General features: G+C 61.6%; 13 protein-coding genes, 1 tRNA gene and 1 pseudogene. 9 read left to right on the forward strand and 6 right to left on the reverse strand.

Features of this window, described 5'->3' with window-relative positions:
• Window positions 1–175: 175 nt before the first annotated feature.
• From AC1DXK_RS11050 to AC1DXK_RS11060, 3 genes are all read right to left on the reverse strand, one after another.
• Window positions 176–1,174: a glycosyltransferase family 2 protein gene (locus tag AC1DXK_RS11050; protein ID WP_457107429.1), complete on the reverse strand. Its 999-nt coding sequence runs from the start codon at window positions 1,172–1,174 to the stop codon at window positions 176–178.
• A 65-nt stretch (window positions 1,175–1,239) separates the two neighbouring features.
• Window positions 1,240–2,403, reverse strand: coding sequence for a glycosyltransferase family 4 protein (locus tag AC1DXK_RS11055; protein WP_457107430.1), 1,164 nt, complete (start codon window positions 2,401–2,403; stop codon window positions 1,240–1,242).
• Between the two features lie 134 nt (window positions 2,404–2,537).
• The gene (locus AC1DXK_RS11060; RefSeq protein ID WP_457107431.1) at window positions 2,538–3,500 is read right to left on the reverse strand and encodes a WecB/TagA/CpsF family glycosyltransferase; all 963 of its coding nucleotides are present in this window, start codon (window positions 3,498–3,500) and stop codon (window positions 2,538–2,540) included.
• Window positions 3,501–4,821: 1,321 nt separating this feature from the next.
• Between AC1DXK_RS11060 and AC1DXK_RS11065 the strand changes: the two genes are divergently transcribed.
• From AC1DXK_RS11065 to AC1DXK_RS11085, 5 genes and pseudogenes are all read left to right on the forward strand, one after another.
• Window positions 4,822–5,490 carry a sugar transferase gene (locus AC1DXK_RS11065; protein WP_477297759.1) on the forward strand — a complete coding sequence of 223 codons (669 nt, stop codon included), beginning with the start codon at window positions 4,822–4,824 and terminating at the stop codon, window positions 5,488–5,490.
• A gap of 137 nt (window positions 5,491–5,627) precedes the next feature.
• Window positions 5,628–6,671 carry an NAD-dependent epimerase/dehydratase family protein gene (locus tag AC1DXK_RS11070; protein WP_457107433.1) on the forward strand — a complete coding sequence of 348 codons (1,044 nt, stop codon included), beginning with the start codon at window positions 5,628–5,630 and terminating at the stop codon, window positions 6,669–6,671.
• Between the two features lie 467 nt (window positions 6,672–7,138).
• Window positions 7,139–7,828, forward strand: a pseudogene (locus tag AC1DXK_RS11075) (IS5 family transposase).
• A gap of 3,175 nt (window positions 7,829–11,003) precedes the next feature.
• Window positions 11,004–12,290: an O-antigen ligase family protein gene (locus AC1DXK_RS11080; protein WP_457107434.1), complete on the forward strand. Its 1,287-nt coding sequence runs from the start codon at window positions 11,004–11,006 to the stop codon at window positions 12,288–12,290.
• 439 nt (window positions 12,291–12,729) lie between these two features.
• Complete coding sequence (locus AC1DXK_RS11085) at window positions 12,730–14,715, forward strand: hypothetical protein (RefSeq protein ID WP_477297761.1); 1,986 nt, start codon at window positions 12,730–12,732, stop codon at window positions 14,713–14,715.
• 1,408 nt (window positions 14,716–16,123) lie between these two features.
• Here the strand turns inward: AC1DXK_RS11085 and AC1DXK_RS11090 are convergent.
• Together AC1DXK_RS11090 and AC1DXK_RS11095 are read right to left on the reverse strand one after the other, a co-directional pair.
• Window positions 16,124–16,199: transfer RNA gene (locus AC1DXK_RS11090), tRNA-Ile, on the reverse strand.
• Between the two features lie 37 nt (window positions 16,200–16,236).
• The gene (locus tag AC1DXK_RS11095) at window positions 16,237–16,890 is read right to left on the reverse strand and encodes a DNA-3-methyladenine glycosylase family protein (RefSeq protein ID WP_457108789.1); all 654 of its coding nucleotides are present in this window, start codon (window positions 16,888–16,890) and stop codon (window positions 16,237–16,239) included.
• A gap of 234 nt (window positions 16,891–17,124) precedes the next feature.
• Between AC1DXK_RS11095 and AC1DXK_RS11100 the strand changes: the two genes are divergently transcribed.
• The 3 genes from AC1DXK_RS11100 (at window position 17,125) to AC1DXK_RS11110 (ending at window position 18,388) form a co-directional block, all read left to right on the forward strand.
• Window positions 17,125–17,682, forward strand: coding sequence for a metallophosphoesterase (locus tag AC1DXK_RS11100; protein ID WP_457108790.1), 558 nt, complete (start codon window positions 17,125–17,127; stop codon window positions 17,680–17,682).
• Between the two features lie 64 nt (window positions 17,683–17,746).
• On the forward strand, window positions 17,747–18,049 hold the full coding sequence (locus tag AC1DXK_RS11105) for a hypothetical protein (protein ID WP_457108791.1): 303 nt from the start codon (window positions 17,747–17,749) through the stop codon (window positions 18,047–18,049).
• 78 nt (window positions 18,050–18,127) lie between these two features.
• Window positions 18,128–18,388 (forward strand): hypothetical protein, encoded by a 261-nt coding sequence (locus AC1DXK_RS11110; RefSeq protein WP_457108792.1) that lies wholly within the window; start codon window positions 18,128–18,130, stop codon window positions 18,386–18,388.
• 227 nt (window positions 18,389–18,615) lie between these two features.
• Here the strand turns inward: AC1DXK_RS11110 and AC1DXK_RS11115 are convergent, their stop codons facing one another.
• A complete protein-coding gene (locus tag AC1DXK_RS11115) occupies window positions 18,616–19,377 on the reverse strand; it encodes a sigma-70 family RNA polymerase sigma factor (RefSeq protein ID WP_457108793.1) in 762 nt (253 codons plus the stop codon).
• 386 nt (window positions 19,378–19,763) lie between these two features.
• Between AC1DXK_RS11115 and AC1DXK_RS11120 the strand changes: the two genes are divergently transcribed.
• On the forward strand, window positions 19,764–20,930 hold the full coding sequence (locus AC1DXK_RS11120; RefSeq protein WP_457108794.1) for a YihY/virulence factor BrkB family protein: 1,167 nt from the start codon (window positions 19,764–19,766) through the stop codon (window positions 20,928–20,930).
• Window positions 20,931–21,222: the final 292 nt, after the last annotated feature.

The raw sequence follows: 21,222 nt of genomic DNA on the forward strand, positions 1-21,222 counted from the left end.
AAAGTGATGATCATCGTTCGCTCCGCCCCGTGTGCTGCCATCGCGGAAACAAAAATCTCCATGCTCAGATCTGATCGGAACGTCGAAAAATTCCCAACGTGCAGATACTAAAGATCAACCGAATCTACGCCGAGCCCAAGCCACATCAGGATTGACGATTTCGAATTATAACCACTCAACCCTTGATGATGACCGCATCCAATTGATCGGTCGGCGGTCGGCGCGATGCGGCGAGCCCCGCGAAAAAACCGAGGGCGACCGCATTCCAAGCCACGAACGAGTACAGCCCACCCTGGAACGAGCCGCGCCGCAGCATGAGAAACAGTATCGGACCGGCGAATGCCACGACCAGGTATGTGAGGTAACGCCGGTCCGAGCCTGCGGCGATCGTCAATGCGACGATCGCGGCCCACCAGATGACTACGAGTGCGCATGTCCGGACCTGCGTGAGTTTAGAAAGCGCCTGCCGCCAGTGAGGCTGCCCGAGGACGGCGCGAAAAACCTGGCCGACCCCGTTTGCGTAACCGGTTAAGAGCCGAGTGCGCAAAAGCTTATAGCTCTCGATCGAATGCCCATAATGAACTACGGCGGGGACATCGATTCGGGTCAGCTTCCAGCCCTGGCAAATCAATCTCGAAGCCAGTTCAAATTCCTCGAACGATTTCAAATTACGGTCGGCAAAGTACCCGCACGCCTTCACGGCGGAGACCCGATAGAGCCCTCCGCAATCCAGACGATCGACCAGCCGAGGAAAGTACGCGGAATTTTTTTCGGCGTTGACCTTTCGGGTCCGAAATTCATGATTATCGGCATTCGCCTCTTCAATGCGGCCGCCGACCCCCGCGAAATCCGGGTGCATTTCCAAAAATGGGATCGCCTTCGGCAGGAACGACCGATCGATCTCCATGTCACCATCGAGAAGATAGAAGAACTCTCCTCGGGCAAATCGATACGCGAGTTGGGCGCCGGCACCGCACGACCGCTCGGACGGATTTGCAAGCTGTACGATCTTCACATCGTATCGTGCCGCGATGTCGAGTGTGCCGTCGGTAGAACCACTATCGGCAACAACGACCTCACCACCGAACGGCTCGGCCGCTTCGAGAGCCGTTTCGATCGCGCGTGCGATCCGCTCCGCCTCGTCGAGAACCTTGATCCCGATCGTGAGCTTCATGGCCAATTCCGCTTGGAAGATGGAAATTGCATCAGAATTTCAAAAATTGACTTCATTCTTCGCAATCAAGACAAAAGACTTTCGTATCGTGCAAGTGTCTTGTCGAATGAAATTCCCGCGGCCACATTTCTCGACCGTAAGGCCATCTCCTCGTAAAAAGCGCGGTTGGACGACAGGTGCGTAATACACTCCGCCAAGCCGCGGGCATCGTCGAGATCGACCGGAATGCCGCAGCGCCGCCCGGACTCGTCGGTAATGCCTTCCAGCTGGACTGGAATGTTCGAGACGACGAGCGGCAGCCCAAGTTTGGCCGCTTCGATGAGCGCTAGGCTATGGCCTTCGAAACGGCTCATCTGCACGAAGACGTCGGCCGAAGCCAGCGCCCGAAGTGCCTCCCTGCGAGTCATGAATCCGCGAAACATCACGCGATCCTTGACACCCAGACGATCAGCGAGGTCGCGCAATCTCTCTTCCTCTGGCCCCCGTCCGATAATACTCACAATCACGCCCGGCATGTCCGGCGCCGCTTTGATCAACACGTCGTAATTCTTTTGCGCCGAGATACGCCCGAGGCTTACGACGTGAAATGGCGCTTCGTTCCCGAGACGCTGCTGCCTTATCCGAGACAGCTCCGACAGATGCTTTTCGATCGCCGGCGGCAGCGCATTGGCGATGACCCGCTGCTTCGTTTGCAGCCAGCCGCCTCTACGACAATACGAAGTCGCTACTGTCTTCGAAACACACACTGACGCAAAGACGTTCGGCGGCGCCCCCACATATCGATCGAGCCAATTCATGGGCCAATCCAGGGTGTCGGCGGGGGTATGATGCGATGTGATCGCCCGAATGCTTCTGTTCGACAACAACGCTGCCATGGGCACCAACAGATTGGCGGCCGGCATCGCGCTCACGACGCAATCCGGGGCTTCCGTTCTAAAAATCTGGACAAGTTGCTTGATCAAGCGCAGCAGACAGACGATCGATCTCGGCTTCTCAGAGGCGACGTAGCGCCATGCGGCACGGCCACCAGCTTCCTCCGAGGTATCGGAACCCGGCCACAGTGCAATGAGACGTGCTTGAAACCCCTTGGCCGTCAAGCCAACGGACAGATCGCTCCAGAGTTCGCCTACTCCGCCCGCTTCGGAATGGTTGGCAACGAAGTAAACCGTCGGGCGCAAGGGCACGGAGGTTCCTTGCACTGCCGTCACGATCGGCTCGGTCAACAACATGTCAGCCGCATCACAATTGGTGTCTCTTCCTGCCGTCGGTCTCATGCATTTCTGCATGAGTCAGCGCTTAATCCAGGGACCGGATTTGAACCGTGCGCCTATGCGGTTCAACATTTTAGGAGCGGCTTATCGATCTATTCCAGCGCAATCCGATGGGTGCCGTTCGTTCGATCTGATGTCTTCGTGAGAAGGTGAAACACTGCGACCGGATTAGACCACAAATATCTCAAGCTCAACCGTCGCGGCTCCTGATACATGCGGTATAGCCACTCCAGACCGGCATCCTGCATCCACCGTGGCGCCCTCGGGACGTCCTCCGCGATGTGATCGAAAAGTCCGCCACAGGTTCTGATCCAAGCCAGACCTGCCAGCTTGCTCTGCCATGAACACGCGATCTCTTCTTGAAGGGGACTACCCAGGCCGAGCCACAAGACCTGTGCGCCGCTGCGAAGGATATCAGAACAGATTTTATCTTCGTCCGCGCGATCGAAATAACCGTCCCGACACCCAACGACGTGAAGGTTCGGATATAGCAGCTTCAATCGCTGCGACGCACGCGATGCCACGCCTGGCTTCCCGCCCAAGAAATAAAAACGTATTTGCTCGCGGGAAGCCAGCTCGGCGCAATCATGGATAAGATCGGTCGTTGCGACGCGCTCCGGCAGAGGAATACGACAGAACAAGCGTGATGCGAACACCAGCGAGGCCCCGTCGGCATCGATGATTGAGGCTTTTGACAACGAGTTTCTAAAAGAGTTATTGAAATGATAACGTGCTATGACCGAACCGTTAGACGCCATGACCAGCTTCGGTTCGGCTAGGCGGCCGGACAACGCGGAACGGCAATCCCCTTGCATCTGCTGAGCGAGTTGTTTCCGCGATATGACCGTCGTGGGAATACCGCCAATACGCAGTATCGACGATTTTTCCGCCGCATCATCGACCGGCGGGTTGGCGCCAGCCGTCTGAGACACGGTATTTCCCATAGGCAGATCGGAGAAACTGTCTTCTCGGCTTGAGGCGCCGTCCGTGCCGCTGCGTAACGCCGCAACATCTGTCCGTTCACAGCATGTCGATAATCTGTCCAGACGCGACATCTCTACATCCCTCCTGTAGCGCTTCGGGTGTAGGGCAATCACTCCGCCTTAACGATTTTTTAACCTATAATCATTCGATCGCCGCAGCGCAATAGAAAATTCGCGGGAGAAAAAAACGTTTTCAATCCATAATTTAGGGGTCGTTCCGGAGAATAATTGAATTGACCGGGATGAGGTGCGTTCGTGATGCGAGACGGCCGATTCGATCTTTGAAGCGGCGAGCCTCGACAAGACGATCGGCGCCGATGAGCCCGTTTGCCGGCGCTTGAACGCAGGAATCGCGATAGAAAGCGCAACGATTTCGCAACAGGATCTGCTCTGATCCGCTTGGATTGGCGCAATCCGCCTCCCTGCGACGGAATTCGACTTCCTGATGCCAAGGACAGAGTGGCCGAAACCTCGGTTCTGAGTCGCCGGGCCGTCGCGCAAGCCGGGCTGAGGCTGGCTATTTCCATTGGCTCGTCGACACACACGGAAGGCGTCGCGCGGTTTCGCCAGTGTATTCGTTGTGGTGAGGTTTCGAGGAAAGCGGCAACGCATGCCCCAGGACCGGTCAGCGCGTCGATGGACAAGAGATTTGCCCTTCAGATCCCGAGCGCCGGGGGCGCCGGAAAGATCGGCGCCATCTCGCGTTTCTTCTCGGGAGCGTATTTAATAACCGGTCACTTGCAAAATATTGAGCGAACTTATACAGTTTTTGTTGCAATCATATCGGCGTAACCTACGTTTTCTTTCGCAAACAGTTCGGGCTCCATCAGAAAATCGACGCATTGAGATGCAGAAAGCATTTTTAATGTCAGTAATTTGGACCGTTAATCGGCCGTTAACCCTATTGCGAAGCGGGGCGATAACCGATATAGGGAATTTGGGAAGTGTCTCGGGATCGAAAATTGATTCGGTTCTGCGACCCGCGTCTTCGGCCGCGCTGTCTGGCGACGTGCGCCGCTCATGCGCGATCGAGTGCGTTCAGAATACGAGTTGAGATGCGAGCTTAATCGCACGGAATACCAGAGCTGCGAAGACGCCAAGTCGCAGGCTTCAACGAAAATAACCCGCCGCGCCTTCACCGTCAGCATCCGTACATCCCTATGGTCCTTCGCGAAAGAGACGGGTCAATTTCTTTAGGTCGCGGCGAGTGGTGATGAAAATTCAGTTGCGGATTCCGTGTCTATCGAGACGCTGAATGCCCCGTGATAATGCGAGTTTTCGTTGGCAAGACGAGGGTGATGGTTTCACTTGGGGAATGGAGAGCGGGAAAGCGTCAATTGAATGCCGCTTTTACTCAATCGATTGTTGGAAATAGATCGAGGAGGGTTAAGCGATGAATTCTGCTGAACCAGGGTTGTTGGCGACCCCAGGTCCTGACTCTGAGGTGGGCGCTGGCCATACGTCCAATATCTGGAATGGTGTGCGTATTGCAATCGACGTGGTCGTAGCGGCTGCTGCCATCGTCCTTCTGACCCCGCTCCTCGCCTTGATCGCTGTGTTGGTATCGTTCGACAGTCCTGGACCTGTCTTGTTTCGGCAGGGGCGTACCGGTCTGAATGGCCGTAAATTCAATATCTATAAATTTCGCACCATGCATGTCCAGGAAAACGGGCCCGACGTCCAACAAGCGAGCCGCAGTGACGCCCGCGTGACCCGTGTTGGTCGGTTCCTGAGACGGAGCAGTCTCGACGAACTTCCGCAATTGTTGAATGTTCTCAAATTCGAGATGGCGATTGTCGGACCTCGGCCGCATGCGGTTTCCCATGACATCTATTATGGAAAATTGATTCCGGGCTACAATGCGCGCTTTCGTGTGCGGCCGGGGATAACCGGCTGGGCGCAGATCAGCGGGTCCCGAGGCGCGACCCCCTGCTCCACCGATATGGAGCGGCGCGTTGCCCTGGATCTTTGGTATGTATCGAACGCCAGTTTCATGCTCGATCTAAAAATAGTTCTGAAGACGGTTCTGATGTGTCTGGCGTTCAAGCTAGACGCTTACTGAAGCTGCGATCTGCGAACACGATGATCGTAAGTCAAAGAGTTGCCGCTGTGTAAATGACTTCGGCTCGACCGGCGCATGCCGGATAGATCGGTGCTGCGGCAGAACGTCATTTGATAGCTGCGAGCGAGGTTGTCGCGATGCAGAAAAGAGTCGCTGTTACCGGAGCAGCAGGATACATCGGTTCGGTGCTCGTCGCCCATCTCCTTGGGCGCGGATATCGCGTTCGGGCCATCGATGCGTTCTTCTTCGGTCACCAGTCCCTGCGCAGCTTCCGCGATCATCCCGCGATGGAGATTCTACAGTGCGACATCCGCAATTATCCGCCCGGTGTCTTCGATGATTGCGACATCGTAGTCGATCTGGCAGCTCTCTCGAATGATCCGTCCGGCGACCTCGACGCAGAATTGACGCGGTCGATTAACGAGCGGGGCCGGATAGCCTCCGTTCTGCTCGCTGAGCGGGCCGGGGCCGCGCGCTATCTTTTTGCAAGCTCCTGTGCCGTCTACGGCGAGCATATTGGAAGCGATGTGGATGAGGAGTCCGAGCTCCGGCCGCTTACCCTGTATGCAGAGACATGTGCAAAGGCAGAAGAGTTCATACTCAGTCGGAACAATTCGGATTTTACCACGGTCTCGTTGCGAAATGGTACGGTCTTCGGCTTGTCACGGCGGATGCGGTTTGACTTGGTAGTCAATAAGATGGCCCTTGATGCTTACGAACTCGGCTGCATCAGCGTCGTCGGAGATGGCGCGCAGTGGCGTCCCCTGGTTCATGTCGATGACGTCGCGCGAGCGTTTCTTCTCGCCCTCGAGGCGTCCGACCGGGCCGTGGCTGGCCAAGTGTTCAACATAGGCCGAGAGAATTACCAGATCTCGGAGATCGCGTACCAAGTCTGGCTGGCGAGCGAGGTCGCGCCAGCGGTCTCGTATATTGGTGCCGGTACGGACCGCCGGAACTATCGGGTCAGCTTCAAGAAAGCTGAGGAACGACTGAAGTTTCGGGCGCATCGGTCGATCGGTAGCGCTGTGTCGGATCTGCAGGATGCACTCCGGGATGGGCGTGCGGGCAATGCGCCGTGTTGTCATACGGTCGAATGGTATCGCTCCCTCCTCGCGGCGAAAGGCGTTGGTCTTGGTCTCGCCCACCGGCATGTGAGCGGAAACGTGGTTTTGGTCCGGTGAGCAGATCGGAACCGGACGCGCTTTTTGGGAGTGCGGGAGTAATCGGAAGATGCTTGTCCGCCGTTTCCGAAGAGCCGCCGGCCGAATGCGGCCTCCATCGAGGGAATCCTATGTTCCCAAGATGTCGGTCGCCGGTGACCGGCAGTTCATCCCGCCAGAGAGGGGGCACGCGACGCTCCCGTGGCGGGCCGGCCCCCGGAAAGATGGAGCCGAATGGCTGCCGGGATGTCCTCGGCTCTGAGGTGTGGGCAATGAATGGTCGCGACGGTGCGCTGTGCGCGGGTAAGGGAGACCTCACGTGGCGCCAGCATCCCGGCGAAGGACAACCGATCGGGCATGGGCTGCAGGAAATGCCGCCGCGCCATATCGGCCGACTCGGCGTGTCCTCGCCTGATCCATTGGCTCAGCGTGCGTTCTCTGCTCCCGCGCTGAAGGGGGCGATGTTGTGCGACGTATAATGGGCTGTTCTGCAGCCGCTGGTCGAGGCATGCCGGCCGAAGGTGGCGAGACCGCCGTCACGGACCTGCGGGGCACGCTTTCGGCGATCCTGAAGCGGCATCGGGACCGGCCAAGTGGCGCGCGATCCCGGAAGGGCTTGGGCCGTGGTGGCGTGCAGCGCAGATTTTCATCCGGTGGTCGCGCGCTGCGGTTTGGGATCGACTGCCCGGCCGTCTGTAGGGGCGCGGCGTTCTGCCGGGCGTCGTGTGCTTTGACGGCGCCAATATGCGTGCGCATCAAAAGGCGGCCGGAGCCGCGAGATGGCGGGATCTGCAACCCAGCGAGACAATCGTGAAGCTGTCGACCGATCAGGGGTTGGCTATGAGACCAAGGCTTGCGTGATCACCTGCGGCGCAGGCCGTGCCCTCGCCGTCCGGATCGGCGAGGGCAAGCCCATGAACCACCGCACATGCCGCCCTTGCTCGATCGCCAGCCGGGCCTTCCCCCAACAGGTCGTCGCGGATCGCGGCGACTCTAGCCGTCGCTCCCGGCAGTCCGTTCGAGGGGCCTCGGAAAACCCACCCTCTCGTCGAGCGATCTGGGCACGGCTCAGAGAATGGCGAGCCGTTGCTATGCGCTACAAGACGGCTACCACGTGCTTCAATGGAATTCCCTGCCTTGCCGCTGCCATCGATCACCTCAGATGGCGACCCCTCTAGATTGGGGGGCAGGGCGGAGGCCTGATGGAGGGCCGATCTTCTGGTCCTGCAGGTCTCAGAATCACGGCATGAGATTTGGACTGACGCCCAGCACTGGTCTCGCTGGACCTTCACGTAATATCCGCCCCGTCAACGAATGCCAAAAATTCATGGGCATCAATTGAAAGCTCAATTTGAGCAACGGCTGCTGATCAAATCAATCATCGCCAAGATCGAATTTCCTGCATCGCGAGCGAGCTAAAACGCCGCCATACGGTCAGGGTTCGGTAAGCATGGATCGGGGCGATGGTCGGAGCGATGCGATATACAATAAGATATATTATGGATATGCAGATTAAAGATGCTGAGACGACGCATAAAGCCACGATGATCAAGCCGTCGAAGAATCGGGCCGATCGTGGTCGGTATCCGTGAGTGCGGTCCTGAAATTTGAGAAATGGCCGAGCGTAGCGCAAATCCGAACACTCTACTATTCAGTCGGGTGTTAACTACGCATATCCTTCGATATTTGTCGACAGCAAGCGCGCAAAAATTTCTATTGGAAGGGATGAGACAAGTTTCTGTTTCTAGGTGTATTGCGCGGCAGGATACAGTGCGGCCGCTTCGTCGGCGCGCCCGATTGACTGCCGTGGCCGGCTGCATCCTGAGGTGGACTGGACGGATATGGCGGGTTCGAGCCTCGCGCTTCCAGCGCTCTTGGGAAGAAGCGCACAGGCCGACTGGTGTGCGGGCGGATGAGGGTGTCACATGCCGAAGCAGCTCGGGAGACGGTACTTCAGGATGTCCATGGCTGATCGCAGGGCGGATCTGGCCTGGCCGTGCCTCCGATCGTCGAGCATTCGTCGGCGGCGCGTCGGGGCCAGCATCTCGGCGGTGCATGCGGTCGCTTTCGATGGAGACGGACACCTGGTCGGACAATCACCAGTCCCGGGCTGTGACCCCGCAACTGTTTCGTCGGGAGCTACGTTTCCGATCCCGTCGATCAAGCCCGCTTCGAGTGCCTGAGCCCACCCGAAATTGGTCTCGCCTTTGATGTGGCGGCCGCGACATCGGCTACCGGCGGGACGCGACGACCGATCGATTTTCACAGCCTTCGCAGATCGATCGGACGGCTTGCCGAATGAGGAGCTCCGCCTGTCGATCCCGCTTTGCGATGTCGGCGTTTCTGACCTGACGCCCTGGCGACTGAACACGCCGTTGCGAAGCAGCGGATAACGGCGCGCTCGTCGACGATGCGGCCGTGAAGGTCAGAAGGTGTTCGGGGGCTGCGGCAGTTGCAACTCCGATTTGTTCATGGGGGCGCTGAGCGAGGACGGCGACCGGGTCGACGCCGTCGCCGCTTCGACGTCGGCGAGGCGCCTCAACCGTTCCTCCATCGTCGAGTCCGGCAACTGGTGCCGAATTGACAGTCGGTATCGAAATACTTGAGTCAAGACTCGTCAAGCTCAGGCATCCGCCTAAACATCCGCATAGACACATCAAAAGACTGAATGAACCGATGCGCCGTTGCTCGGAAAACATATATCACCCTCGCGCACGGAAATCTGCCGAACCCAAATTGCCCACATATGCAGTCGTGGTAAAGCTCATCCCTCGCCGATTATATTACCCAATGTGACGGCAGATCCTCGGCCGAGGGACAGAATTTCTACAAGGCTACGTCTTTCGAAGGGACTGGAGTAAGGCGGCAGATTGTGGCGCTCACCGTGCCAATGGCCTCAAGGAGAGGCGCGTCTACCGCGCGCCAGCCGGCGATCGCCTTACCCTAGCTGCTCGATCGGGCCGACGTGTTGATCAAAGGCGGCCCCGGGGTCGCTGGTCTTCAAAAATCGATTCCTGCTGGTACCGCACTGAGGGCAGACGGCGTTTCTCCGATCCGTCGGCCTCCAAAAAAATTCCGACGCATCGAAGCTCGACTTCGGTCGATCATGCGGCTTGGCCGAGGACGTAAGCCCAGGGTCGCGGCGGGACGAGGTGCCTATTCGTTCCGCGGCGTGGTCGGCGGGACATCACGGAAGTCTGTTCGCGCCAGAGCGCGTCGCGCATCGCCGCGAGCGCGTCGACCAAGGTCGGCTTTGGTTTGGCGGACCCTGCGGCCGTGGTAGCCCGCGCGCGCTCGCGGCTCGGCAGCTTGCGACGGGCCTGCAGGGCCACGTGACAGCCGACATCGAGCAATGGCCTGTGGCCGGAGGCCCCCGTTCGCGACAGATGCGCTCGAAAGGCGCCCGCGCGGTGAGGAACGGCAGGGCTCGGACCCGTCGGGCTCAGGGGACAGGGGCGAGCAGCATCAAACTCATCCAGCGCAGTCCATTCGCGTTGACGAGGTGGCTATCGGAGGAGCGGACCGCGTCGCGGTGAAGGCCTTTGGTCGCGATGCATTTGCCGCGGCGGCGCTCAATCCTGTCGTCGAACGCCAGGATGATCCCGGCGAACCGACAGGCAGGAGCAGCATGACGGCGTCTCTTGGCGAGGGCACCACCGGTCGACCCGTCTGGCCTGCTTCGTCCCCTCGGCCCACGCGATCCGCCGCGGGTGGCCAACGCCGAGCTACGAGCGTCGCACAAAACCCATAGCTGCGCGTCCAGGAGGGATGGCGTCACCGCTTCTTTCTGACGGCCTGCGGGTGGTGAGCGAACCCTTGCTACAGCCTGAGCCGGCCAAGCCGAACGGCGGTCGCCCTCGAACATCCCACCGCGCGGCGCTGACCGGCATATCGAACAGAGGCTTTGTCGGACGCTCCTGAGCGCTGGACGGGCAGCGCATGAACGCGAATTTCAGAATCTGGGAACGCTACGGCGTCGGTAGCAATGGCTCGCCGCAAGAGGCGGCTGCTCATACTGAGCTGGACAGATTGGCGCTCAGGATCCTATATTTTCTCGATGCACACGGATCCGAAGCTGCATCTTTTTCGTGTCTTCCTACACGATAAGCAATCGAATGCGACAGCGCTCATGGAGCCGTGCGGCTGGGTTCAGTACCGTCACTAATTATATCGGATCTCTGAAGCAAAAATGAAGCCGAGACATGTTTTGGATCGTTTACATAGCTCAACGATTTCGAACTTGTCGTGTCTGTGTGAGCGGGCATAGAGCGCTGTCGCCGACGATCTCAAGCTAAGGTCATCGCTATTTCCAAATTGGCCAGTTCTGTTTTCGAGGCGCGTGAAGGGAAGTCTATGAGAGCAGATCGTTTCGATGTCGATAAAGATATTTCGGGGCATGTCGCTCATGAGAGTCTCTTGTCGATCGCTTTCTTTGCGCTCTGCGTGATGGTTGTCAGCGCGCCGATCACACAGGATGGGTTGAGCGGCGGCGACGCTTCTTCGATGGCGGAAGGAAATCCGATCCGGCAATTGGGATATGTCTTCATTCTGTTGGTCATCATGTTCGGATCGAATGCGCATCGTGATCTCCGGGTCTTGTCCGCGCTTCCGACAAGCATCTGTGTGGTGCTGGCTTATTCTTGGCTGAGCATCATTTGGGCTATCGATCCTTCCATCGCGACGCGTCGTTTGGGGTTAACAACAATCGTTGCGCTGTCTACGGCTGTTGCGATTCAATCACTCGGGGTCTCGAAGACGATCGCTCATATCCGGATCGTTCTGCTGCTGGCCGTTGTCGCGAGCTATGCGGCCGTTGCGTTGTTCCCGAACATCGGGATCCACCAGTTCGAAGCTGGCCGAGATGCGGCCCTCATCGGTGACTGGCGCGGGATTTATCCTGAAAAGAACTTTATGGGCGCAATATGCGCAATAACCGTACTGATTTTCTTGTTCGGAAATGGGCAACAAAATCCTTTATTGAAATGGATTGCCGTCGTGGCATCCTTTGTATTCTTGGTCAAAACGGGATCCAAAACTTCGACGGCCCTCCTTCTCTTGGCCGTTCTATTAGGGCACGCGTTCCGCGCCAATAATCATCGAAACTGGCCGTTTGCCTTGATGGCCGCATTGACGGCGGCCTTTTGCCTGGGGGTCGGCCTGCTGTGGTATGGCGAGGTGTTGATGGCCCCGCTGGATCGGGACGACACCTTGACCGGCCGCTCACAAATCTGGCGCGTGTTGATTGCTTATATTGCCGATCACTGGTTTTTGGGGGCCGGATATGGCTCATTTTGGTACATTGGTACGGTGAGCCCGGTTTATGATTACGCTAAAGGAGGAAGTTGGTTCGAGATTGCCTCCCAGGGGCACAATGGCTATTTGGATATTGCTTCGCAGATCGGCCTTCCTGGCCTTGCAATTGCCGTGTATTGTCTTTTAATACGGCCCGTTGCAAGGCTTTTGAGCCATCCGGGATATGACGACCGGGACGGCGCTCTGTATCTGGCCGTATTGGTCTTTTGTATTGGGCACAATTTTACGGAGTCCACGTTCCTCGCGCGAGATCATATTCTTCACTTTATGATCGTCGCCGTTTTGTGCATGATGATGTTTGGCAATGATACCAGCCGATCATCTTAGATTGGAATGTCGACGGTTGATGCGTTTGACATTTGCTAAATACAAAATGCTGGCTGACGATGAATTTAGGGACAAACCGTTTCAGTTGAACTCCAATCAGCACATGAGTGGCGGCTGCGCCCAGAAAATTCGACCGGACGCAGCGGACGAATCCCGTAGCACCGCGAGACCCCGAATTTGCAGATCCGGAGGCAGTGTCCTTGCATGGATCTTGATCAAAGTGTTTTCGGATGGACGCAAGATCGAGAATTACGCATTAATGTACGCCATAAAATCCGATCTCTGACGTCACGGGCGCGTCAGGGAAAGTATCGATCGCCGCCCGACGCCTGACGTGCTTCCTTTGAAGTCTTCGTTGGGTGGCTATGAATGGTACATTGCGCATAAGAATTTTTCATTGTAGTATCGTCCTGCGAGCAGCAATCTCTCAAAGGGCGCTATGGCAGCGATTGCTACACAGGCCGCGAGTCTGATGCTCGTCGGCTCTTTGATGGTGGCGCCGGGGTTTTTGCTGGTCGCCGTCTTGGCAGACGCGATTCCGGTCCGATTAAGAGTTTTGGCGGCTTTCGTTCTTTCACCCGGGGTTCTGTCCCTGGAACTCTTGGTCGCGATAGCCCTCGGTTTGGATTTCAAACATTTTGTGTTCCTCGCTGGCGCGCTGGACGCGCTCGCAGCGATCGGCGTCGCATTGTACTGGCGCCCAAGTCTCAGCGTCCGGGGGACGGGCTACCCCACGCTCCTGGCCTGCGCTCTGGTGGCTCCGATTATCTTTACTGTCCTGAGCGAGACGTTTCGAACAGATTACAATTGGCATAACATGATGCAGGTCGCAGCAATCCAGCAGATCAACCTGTTGCCTCGAATCCCTGAAGAGTTCGAGATGGCAGGGCTTCGGCTGAACTACGGCTGGTTGGGGTGGACGCAGCTTGCCGCGATCTCGAAACTTCTCGGGATCTCGCCGACCAGGCTGTTCCTGCCGATCAATGTGTTGCACTTTATCGGAATGTTCGTCTTCGTTACCGAAGGCACGGTCCTGATCCTTGGGCACCGACAATCCATCGTGACGACAGTCGCGAGTGTTGCTGTTGCGCTTCTTGCTGTAGGACTGCCTGATATCGTAATTGGAATATTCAAAGGTGGATATCATGCGGTGGGAGAAGCACGCATTACGCCCATGATGGAGAAAATCCAGAATATGGACACCATGGTCTTCGGGTTGTCCTCTTTCGCGGTGATGGTATTTGCGGTCCTAAGTTATCTGGAATTTAAACGCTTATCCTTTCTCATCCTCGCAATTCTTTCGTCTTTGGCGAGCTGTTCGGTTTATCCGCTTTTCCTTCCCTCGTGTCTGGCGGTCGCGGGAACACTGGTTGCCTATGAAGTCGTACAATGGATCCGCGGAGTTGGAGCACCTCATCATCAAGCCCTTATCAAAATGGGACTGGCGGTCCTCCTTTGGGGCGCGTGCTTTAGCATAGTGATTTGGTACGGGATTTTTCTCGGAAGGGACTCGGAAGTTCCGCCTTTCAGTCTGATAAAAGCTCGAGATTTTCCGCTTCAGTTTGCTCGCTGGGGATGGATATATTGTTCAATTGACGCAGTTCTTTTGTTCATCGTCGCCTTTCGAAGAAAATATTCGTCGCCATCCGTTCTATTTTCCATCTTCGTGACATTCGGCTTGCAAATGGCCTATGTCGTGATCGCGGTTCGCGACGGCGTCGAATACAAATTTCTCTTCACGGCACTGCTGTTCGCGRCACCTGTGGTCGCGGCTGCGATTTCCCGTTGGGCTCATGGCGGTTCGAGATCATGGGTCGTAGCGGGTGTATTGACCGCATTGTTTTTGTCCTGCGTGATCTACGAATTTCCCCGCTGGACCAGCCCTGATTTGCGTTATGCCGTTCCATTAGACATTTACGACCCGGACATCGCACCTGATTCGAAGGAGATGCCGGTCTGGCTACGGATGGTCCGCGATAAAACCCCTCGGAATGCCGTCCTTTTCACTGCGCCCGATGAGCGACCCATCGCGGTCTTTTCCGGCCGGGCCTTATACGTGTGTGGTGATGTTTCTATTCCGGTTTCGCGAGCTGGATACTCGATGAATTGCACCCGTGAGCTCACCTCCGTGAAGGGATACTCTCCCAAGATGGCGGCCGAGAGAATGCGGTTCCTGGGCCAGGTCCTGGACAAGGACATCGGCGATGCCGAAGCTCAGGGGTTGATGAAGGCGTTTCGACCCTTGGCCCGGCCAATGGTTTTTCATACCAGCGGTTTCTCAGGATTCACGCGCTGGCTTAAAGACAAAAATATTGGTCGACCAATCCTCGTTTCTGATACAGATGTGGTCTGGCTGGTCGATGAATCGGGCGCTGGCGTCGATCCCGTAAATAGCTCTGCGTTCCATCGTGGCGGACCCACATGAATTGAGTCAGTTCGTTTGAGTGCCGGATTTCGACCGGCCAGTCCCGGTGTGACGGAAGAGCTGCGTTTCCGGAGCCGGCCGGCGTCGACGTTTCTTCGGGCGCACGCTTGGGCTCGGTGGGTCAGTGCTGGCGCGGGCGGGGCCTGACGGCCTAGGGGTCAGTACTGGTCTTCTGGGCTCACGCCGTCACCCGCTCCGGGTTCCCCACCGGAATTGGGGTTTCTCGCGCCTTGTCGGTTCGGCGAGGCCCTTGGCGCCGGACGCGTGGGCGACGTCCGCGCCACGGTGGGTCGAACGGCTGGCGGTCGTCCGGGCGGCCCGACCTTGCCGGCGGCTCCCGCTCGTCCGGCAGGCCCTGCCGGCCCGGCAGGCCCTGGAGGCCCGGCCGGTCCCGGCGGACCCCTCGGCCCTGGCGGTCCGGGTGGACCCGCGACGGCCGTTCTGGATATCCCCGCTCCTCGAGACTCGGACGGTTTGGCGCCGTCCATCGCGTCGCCCTGTTCGACCTTGGTGCTGGGGCCGGTTGTGGCCGCGGTACCCGGGGGTCCCGGGGGTCCCGCTGGACCTTGCTCACCGCAATTGGCAACGACGATCTTGCGCTCCTGACGCGTCGTGCGCAGCGTCGCGATGCACGTGGCGGGATGATAGACGACGCGAAATTCGAAATATCCTCTATTGTCGATTTGGTGTGAAAACTGGCCATCGAGATTGATATCGGCGCCGTGCTCGTCGGAATAGCCCATTATCCAAAGTTCACCGCCGGTTATCTTGGCATCGGCCACGCTGATGTCGCCGGCGGCGGCTGAGAGCGAGGCGAAACAAATCATCGCTATCCAGACCAGCGCTAGCGGATTAATTCTGGCGGCCATCGATTGGTCCATCGCTCACGCGCCAGCAGTATATCTGGGAATTGGTGGGGAGCAACGATCGAGCGTCAACGAGCAGGCGCTTCGCCAGTGCGATTCACTCCGCCATGGCTGCGGCGTCGGGCCAAGCAGGCCGAGGGGAGGCCTTCTCTCCACGAAGTCGCGGTCGGTGGCGCTTGGCGCCGCGACGAAGGCCGCCCGATCCGACCAAGTCCAGCCCGCGTTCCGGGCGGGGTGAGGTCGAAGCCGCGTATGAGCCCCGCCCCCGTAGACCGCTCCTCGACCGCACGGTTGGCCCGGGCGGCGTTAAGGGCTTGACTCCGCGGGCAACCGGGTCTCGAGGGCGCGCCCGATGCGGGCCGCGGAACGGGGCGGCGCCGTCATCGGAACCGCGGCGCGCGGACCGACACGGCCCGTCGCGGCGGGTCACGTAGCCAGGAGGGGGCACGTCGTCGTTCCTGTCTGGCCCCGTGTCATGCGGGTCCGGTTGCAAGCCGGAGGGCCGACGCTCATCCAGCGTACGCAACACGTTGGATGATGGGTGGTGGGCCCGGCAGGACTCGAACCTGCAACCAGACCGTTATGAGCGGCCGGCTCTAACCATTGAGCTACGGGCCCGGAGGGCGTCGACGGATAGCCGATCCCCGGCTGTCCGTCACCCGGATTTCGCCGCGTCGCGGGGATGCTCGGCGGATCCATCGGACGCGACTAAGCCCGTATCCTTGATCCGCCACAGGTAGCGGGCCAGGATCGAGCGGTACGGCGCGAAGGCGGCCGCCACCGCGCCGGTATCCGCCTGCCCGGTCAGGCGGCGCAGGCAGCCCGCCGCCGCCGCGTCGCCCGCCGGCCAGATGTCGGGGTCGTGGAAGTGGAAGATGCCGATCATGTCGGCCGTCCAGGGTCCGACGCCGTGGATGCCGCACAGGATCGCCGCCCGCGCGGGATGCGGCAGGCGGCCGAGATCGGGACCGAGCACGCCCGCGACCTCCGCCGCCACGATCGCCTGGAGCGCCCGCACCTTGTTGCCCGAGATGCCGCAAGCCCGCAACAGCGCCGCGTCACCGGCCTCGAATAGGCCCCGGGGGCTCAGGCCCGCCGCCGCGGCGGCGGTCTCGATCCGCGCCCAGATCGCCGCCGCCGCCCGGGTCGAGAGCTGCTGGTTGACCACTTCGACGAACAGGCGGTCGGCGACGCAGGGATGCGCCGGCGGCTCGATGCGGATCGGCCCCGCCTGCAGGAGGGCGGCCTGCAGGGGCGGATGCGCCTGGGCCGCCGCGAGGAGATACGCATAGATGTCGGGATCGAGCATCGCCTCGGCCCATCGGCCCCCTCGGCCTGCCGTCCGCCGGAGGTGCGGCCGGGCTCGCGCGCTCCGGCTCCATCCGAAGCCACGGTCGCGCGGTTCGCCCGCCTTCTGCGACGGAAGCCCGCGCCCCGGCAAGGCGCCGCGGGGCGCCGGTCCGGGGGCGGAATGCCGCGCGGCCCGGGGCGGAGGGGGCGGCCGGTCTGGACGGGATGCGATCGCGGCCCAGGTCTTCACGGCATGGCGATCTTCTTCACCGCGGACACGCATTTCGGCGACCCGCATATCCTCCGCCATCGCGGGGCGCGATTCGGCAACGTCGAGGCCCACGACGCGGCCCTGGTCGCCGGCTGGAACGCCGTCGTCGGCCCGGACGATTCCGTCTGGCACCTCGGCGACTTCGCCGCTCACGCGAGCCGCGCGCGATGCGCGGCGATCTTCGCGCAGTTGAACGGCGCCAAGTACCTGGTCCGGGGCAACCACGATTCGAACCGCGTGCTGGACCTGCCCTGGGCAGAGCCACCGGTGGAAAGCGTCCGCCTGTCCGTCGCGGACGCGCGGGGGCGGGCACATCGCCTGTTCCTGTCGCACTACGCGCACCGGGCCTGGCCGGGCCTGTGGCGGGAGACGCGCCACCTCTACGGGCACAGCCACGGCTGGCTGCCCGACACCACCCGTTCCTGCGATGTCGGCGTGGATGCCTGGAACGACCGCCCGGTCGCCCTCGACGCCATTCTGGCCCGGCAGGATGCGGCCGCAACCGTACCCGAGGAACTCGCGGCCCATGGCATGCGCTGATTCAGGCGCGCCCGCGCACCACTCGTCCGCCGGACCGTCGCAATCCCGGCAGGAGGCCGTACCCATGACCGACAGCCCGTCACCACCGCCCGGCTGGACCGAGGCTGCGACCGGAGCCGCCGCCGAACTCGGCCTCGGAACCGACTTCGCGGCGCTGGACGCGCAGGACTGGGCGCGGGTCTGCCGACGGTCCGGGGAGATCCTCGCCGGACGGGGCCATGCCCTTCCGCCCGGTTGGGACGGCGCGCTGGCGCGGGCCGTCGGCCGCCGCGATCCGGCCGTTCCCCGGGACGTGCTGGCCCGTGACGAGGCTGACGCCCTCCTGGCCGAGAAGGGCGAGGTGTTCGCGCCCGAGGACGATGCCTGAGAGCACGATGGAGCCCGGGGCGGGACTTCGCGCCGACGGGTGGTTGCCGTCGCGGGGGTGCGGGCCGATGTAGGAGCCATGCCCCATCCCGAACACCGACGCGCCGACCCGATCCGTCCGGGGCGATCCGCCCCCAAACCCGCCGCCGGCGGGGCTGCGACCGCCCTGCGGGTGGTGCCCGTCGCCTCCAGCCCGGTCCTCGACGGGCCGACGCGACTGCGGCTGGGCCACCAGTTGCGGGCGCTGTACGATCCGGTGATCGACGAGGTTCTGGATCCCCGGCTGGCGGAGCTGCTGCAGCAGCTCGACGCGGACCGCACCGGCGACCCCTCGACCTGAGGCGGGAGCGTCCGGGAGATGGAGCTCCCATCGGTGGATCGGGGGGGTGTCACACCGATGGGAGCCGAGCCGAGTCGACGGATCGACCCAACCCGTTCCATATCGCCCAGGCACCGGCCCGGGCGCTTTCACCTAAGTCAAATTTCCCGCTGAATACCGAGGCTCACGGGTCGAAATGACCTGTTCGACAGCGGAAAACTCGGTGTCGGGTCGGGGCGCCGGCCCGTTCAGGGCGCGGTGCCGGTCACCGACAGCATAATCCCGTCGCTGCCGATCTCGGACCCGCTGTAGCCGAGCATCCGCGCGAGCTGTTCGCGGGCGCGCCAGACCCGGCTCTTCACGGTGCCGATCCGGCAGTTCATCACGGCGGCCGCTTCCTCGTAGCTCAGGTTCTCGATCGCCACGAGGACCAGCGCCTCCCGCATCACCGGCGCGAGGCGGTCGAGGGCGGCGCGCACGTCCTGGAGGTCGAGATGGCCCCCCTGCTCGGGAATACTGGTCAGGCGCTCGGCGTGGTTGCCGTCGCTGTCGGCGACCTCGCGGCCGTGCTTGCGGTGCTGGCTGTAGAAGACGTTGCGGAGGATCGTGAACAGCCACGCCTCCAGGTTGGTGCCGGGGGTGAAGCCGCCGCGGCCGCGCCAGCCGCGCAGCAGGGTGTCCTGCACGAGGTCATCCGCAGCGGCCGGGTCGCGGGTGAGGGAGACCGCAAAGCGGTGCAGGGCCGGCACCACCTCCAGCAGGCCCGCGCGGAACGCCCGGTCGCGTCCCCCCTCAGCCTGCGCCAGGGCGGTCTCCAGTCGCGCCAGCAGCTCCGCGAAGGGATTCGCTGCGGTCCCCGGCTCGAGGCCGATCCGGTCGTAGGTGTGGCCGAGCAGGGTGCCGAGATGCGCCCGCACGGCCTCGGGCAGGCCGTATCGGGTCTCCTCCCCGGCCTCCTCTGGAAGATCCTCGACGGCATCGAGGAGGGGCAAGCCTTCGGTGTCGGGCATACGGTCCGGTCGTCGGCGGGTGGGCTGATCTGGCCCGTATGACCGGTTGTGGCGTGCCGGGGCCGCCCATGCCGCAACATGGGTTAGCGCTTTCCCCGAACCGGGCTCGGCCGCGGGGCCGGCACGTCCGGCACGGTCGGAGGCCCCGGGCGCGGCCGCCCCGCCCGGTCCCGGTGACGACCGCGGCGACGGCGGTCAGGCGCGGCCTGYCGGATCCGCACCCTCCTCGAAACCGGGCAGCGAACCGTTCCCCGCGCCGCGGTGTTCCCCAGGGCAGCGGCCGCCCTTCGGGTGCGCCGCCCGTGTGCCGCCATGCACGCAAGCGCCGCCGTTGGCGCAAGCGGAGTGCCGTCCCGATGCCTGCCCCAAGTCGCCGAGAGTCGCCGATGTCAGCGCCCGATTCAGCCCCCACCGAGACCGCCGGTCCGGACCGACAGGCCTCGACGGTCTGGACGCTGGCGCTTGCCACCGCACTGATCGGTCTCGTGGCCCTCCCGCGCCGAACGGGGGCGCCGGCCCGAAGCTCCGTCCAGCCCTCCGAGCGGGACGGCGCGCGCCGTCCCTCGCCCGCGCACCAAGGCCGCGAGGCCGAGGCCGTGGCCCGTACCCAGACCGATCGCGGCCGCGGCGCGTCGACCCCGACCGAGATCCCCGCCAAGGGCTGGAAGGACATCGCGCTGCGCACCTATCACGACATCGGCGAGAACCGCCTGTCGCTGATCGCGGCCGGTGTCACGTTCTTCACGCTCCTGGCGATCTTCCCGGCGGTGGCGGCCCTGGTCTCCTGCTACGGGCTCTTCGCCGACGCATCGACCATCAACGACCAGCTCGCCAGCCTGCAGGGGATCCTGCCCCAGGGCGCCCTCGAGATCATCAGCGATCAGGTCAAGCGGCTCAACGAGCAGGGAAATACCACGCTGGGGTTCAGCCTGCTGATCAGCGTCGCCCTCTCGGTGTGGAGCGCCAATGGCGGCGTGAAGCACGTCTTCGACGCGCTCAACCTCGTCTACAACGAGCGCGAGACGCGCAGTTTCGTCGTGCTCAATCTGGTCTCGCTGACCTTCACGGGCGGCGCGCTGCTGTTCCTCGTCCTCGCCCTGTCGGCGATTGTGGTGCTGCCGGTGGTGCTGGCCTTCGTCGGGCTCGGCACGGATGCGTGGTGGCTGACGCTGCTGCGCTGGCCGGCGCTACTCCTGGCGGTGCTGCTCGGGCTCGCCATGCTCTATCGCTACGGCCCCAGCCGGGATGCGCCGCGCTGGCGCTGGGTGACGCCGGGGGGCGTCCTGGCGGCCGTGCTGTGGCTCGCCGCCTCGCTGCTGTTCTCGTGGTACGTCGCCCATTTCGGCAGCTACAACAAGACCTACGGTTCGCTCGGCGCGGCGATCGGTTTCATGACCTGGATCTGGCTCTCCACCATGATCGTGCTGACCGGCGCCCAGGTGAACGCCGAGATGGAGCATCAGACCGCCGAGGACACCACCGTCGGCGCGCCCCGCCCCTTGGGCACACGCCGGGCGCGCATGGCCGACACGGTGGGCGCCGCCGCGACCTAGCGCGGCCCGGTCCGTCGCGCCCCCGCGGACGCGTCGCGGCGCCGTTTCCTGAGTTGTCCCGCCCGTTGCGCAGGCTTGGGCGGGGCGACTTAACACAGGTTGGCGCGCGTTTCCCGGGCGCAGGCACAAGCCGATCAAGAAGATCCGGACATTCAGGTCCGGAATGCGGCTTGCCCTCTGCGAATAGAAATATCCGTGCGTCGCTCTTTCATCGACACCTTCGGCTATGCCGGCTCGGACCGGCGGTTCCTCCGGCGCCCGCGCCCCGCGCGCCGTGACGCGGCGGCCGGCC

The sequence above is a fragment of the Methylobacterium sp. P3_A11 genome (assembly GCF_056403155.1).

Coding starts and splice junctions, on each gene's coding strand:
- AC1DXK_RS11055 (WP_457107430.1), bottom strand. CDS start 2,403: ATGTTGTTGACCGAGCCGATCGTGACGGCAGTGCAAGGAACCTCCGTG.
- AC1DXK_RS11105 (WP_457108791.1), top strand. CDS start 17,747: ATGACCGACAGCCCGTCACCACCGCCCGGCTGGACCGAGGCTGCGACC.
- AC1DXK_RS11095 (WP_457108789.1), bottom strand. CDS start 16,890: ATGCTCGATCCCGACATCTATGCGTATCTCCTCGCGGCGGCCCAGGCG.
- AC1DXK_RS11070 (WP_457107433.1), top strand. CDS start 5,628: ATGCAGAAAAGAGTCGCTGTTACCGGAGCAGCAGGATACATCGGTTCG.
- AC1DXK_RS11065 (WP_477297759.1), top strand. CDS start 4,822: ATGAATTCTGCTGAACCAGGGTTGTTGGCGACCCCAGGTCCTGACTCT.
- AC1DXK_RS11080 (WP_457107434.1), top strand. CDS start 11,004: ATGAGAGCAGATCGTTTCGATGTCGATAAAGATATTTCGGGGCATGTC.
- AC1DXK_RS11115 (WP_457108793.1), bottom strand. CDS start 19,377: ATGCCCGACACCGAAGGCTTGCCCCTCCTCGATGCCGTCGAGGATCTT.
- AC1DXK_RS11060 (WP_457107431.1), bottom strand. CDS start 3,500: ATGTCGCGTCTGGACAGATTATCGACATGCTGTGAACGGACAGATGTT.
- AC1DXK_RS11110 (WP_457108792.1), top strand. CDS start 18,128: ATGCCCCATCCCGAACACCGACGCGCCGACCCGATCCGTCCGGGGCGA.
- AC1DXK_RS11050 (WP_457107429.1), bottom strand. CDS start 1,174: ATGAAGCTCACGATCGGGATCAAGGTTCTCGACGAGGCGGAGCGGATC.
- AC1DXK_RS11120 (WP_457108794.1), top strand. CDS start 19,764: ATGTCAGCGCCCGATTCAGCCCCCACCGAGACCGCCGGTCCGGACCGA.
- AC1DXK_RS11100 (WP_457108790.1), top strand. CDS start 17,125: ATGGCGATCTTCTTCACCGCGGACACGCATTTCGGCGACCCGCATATC.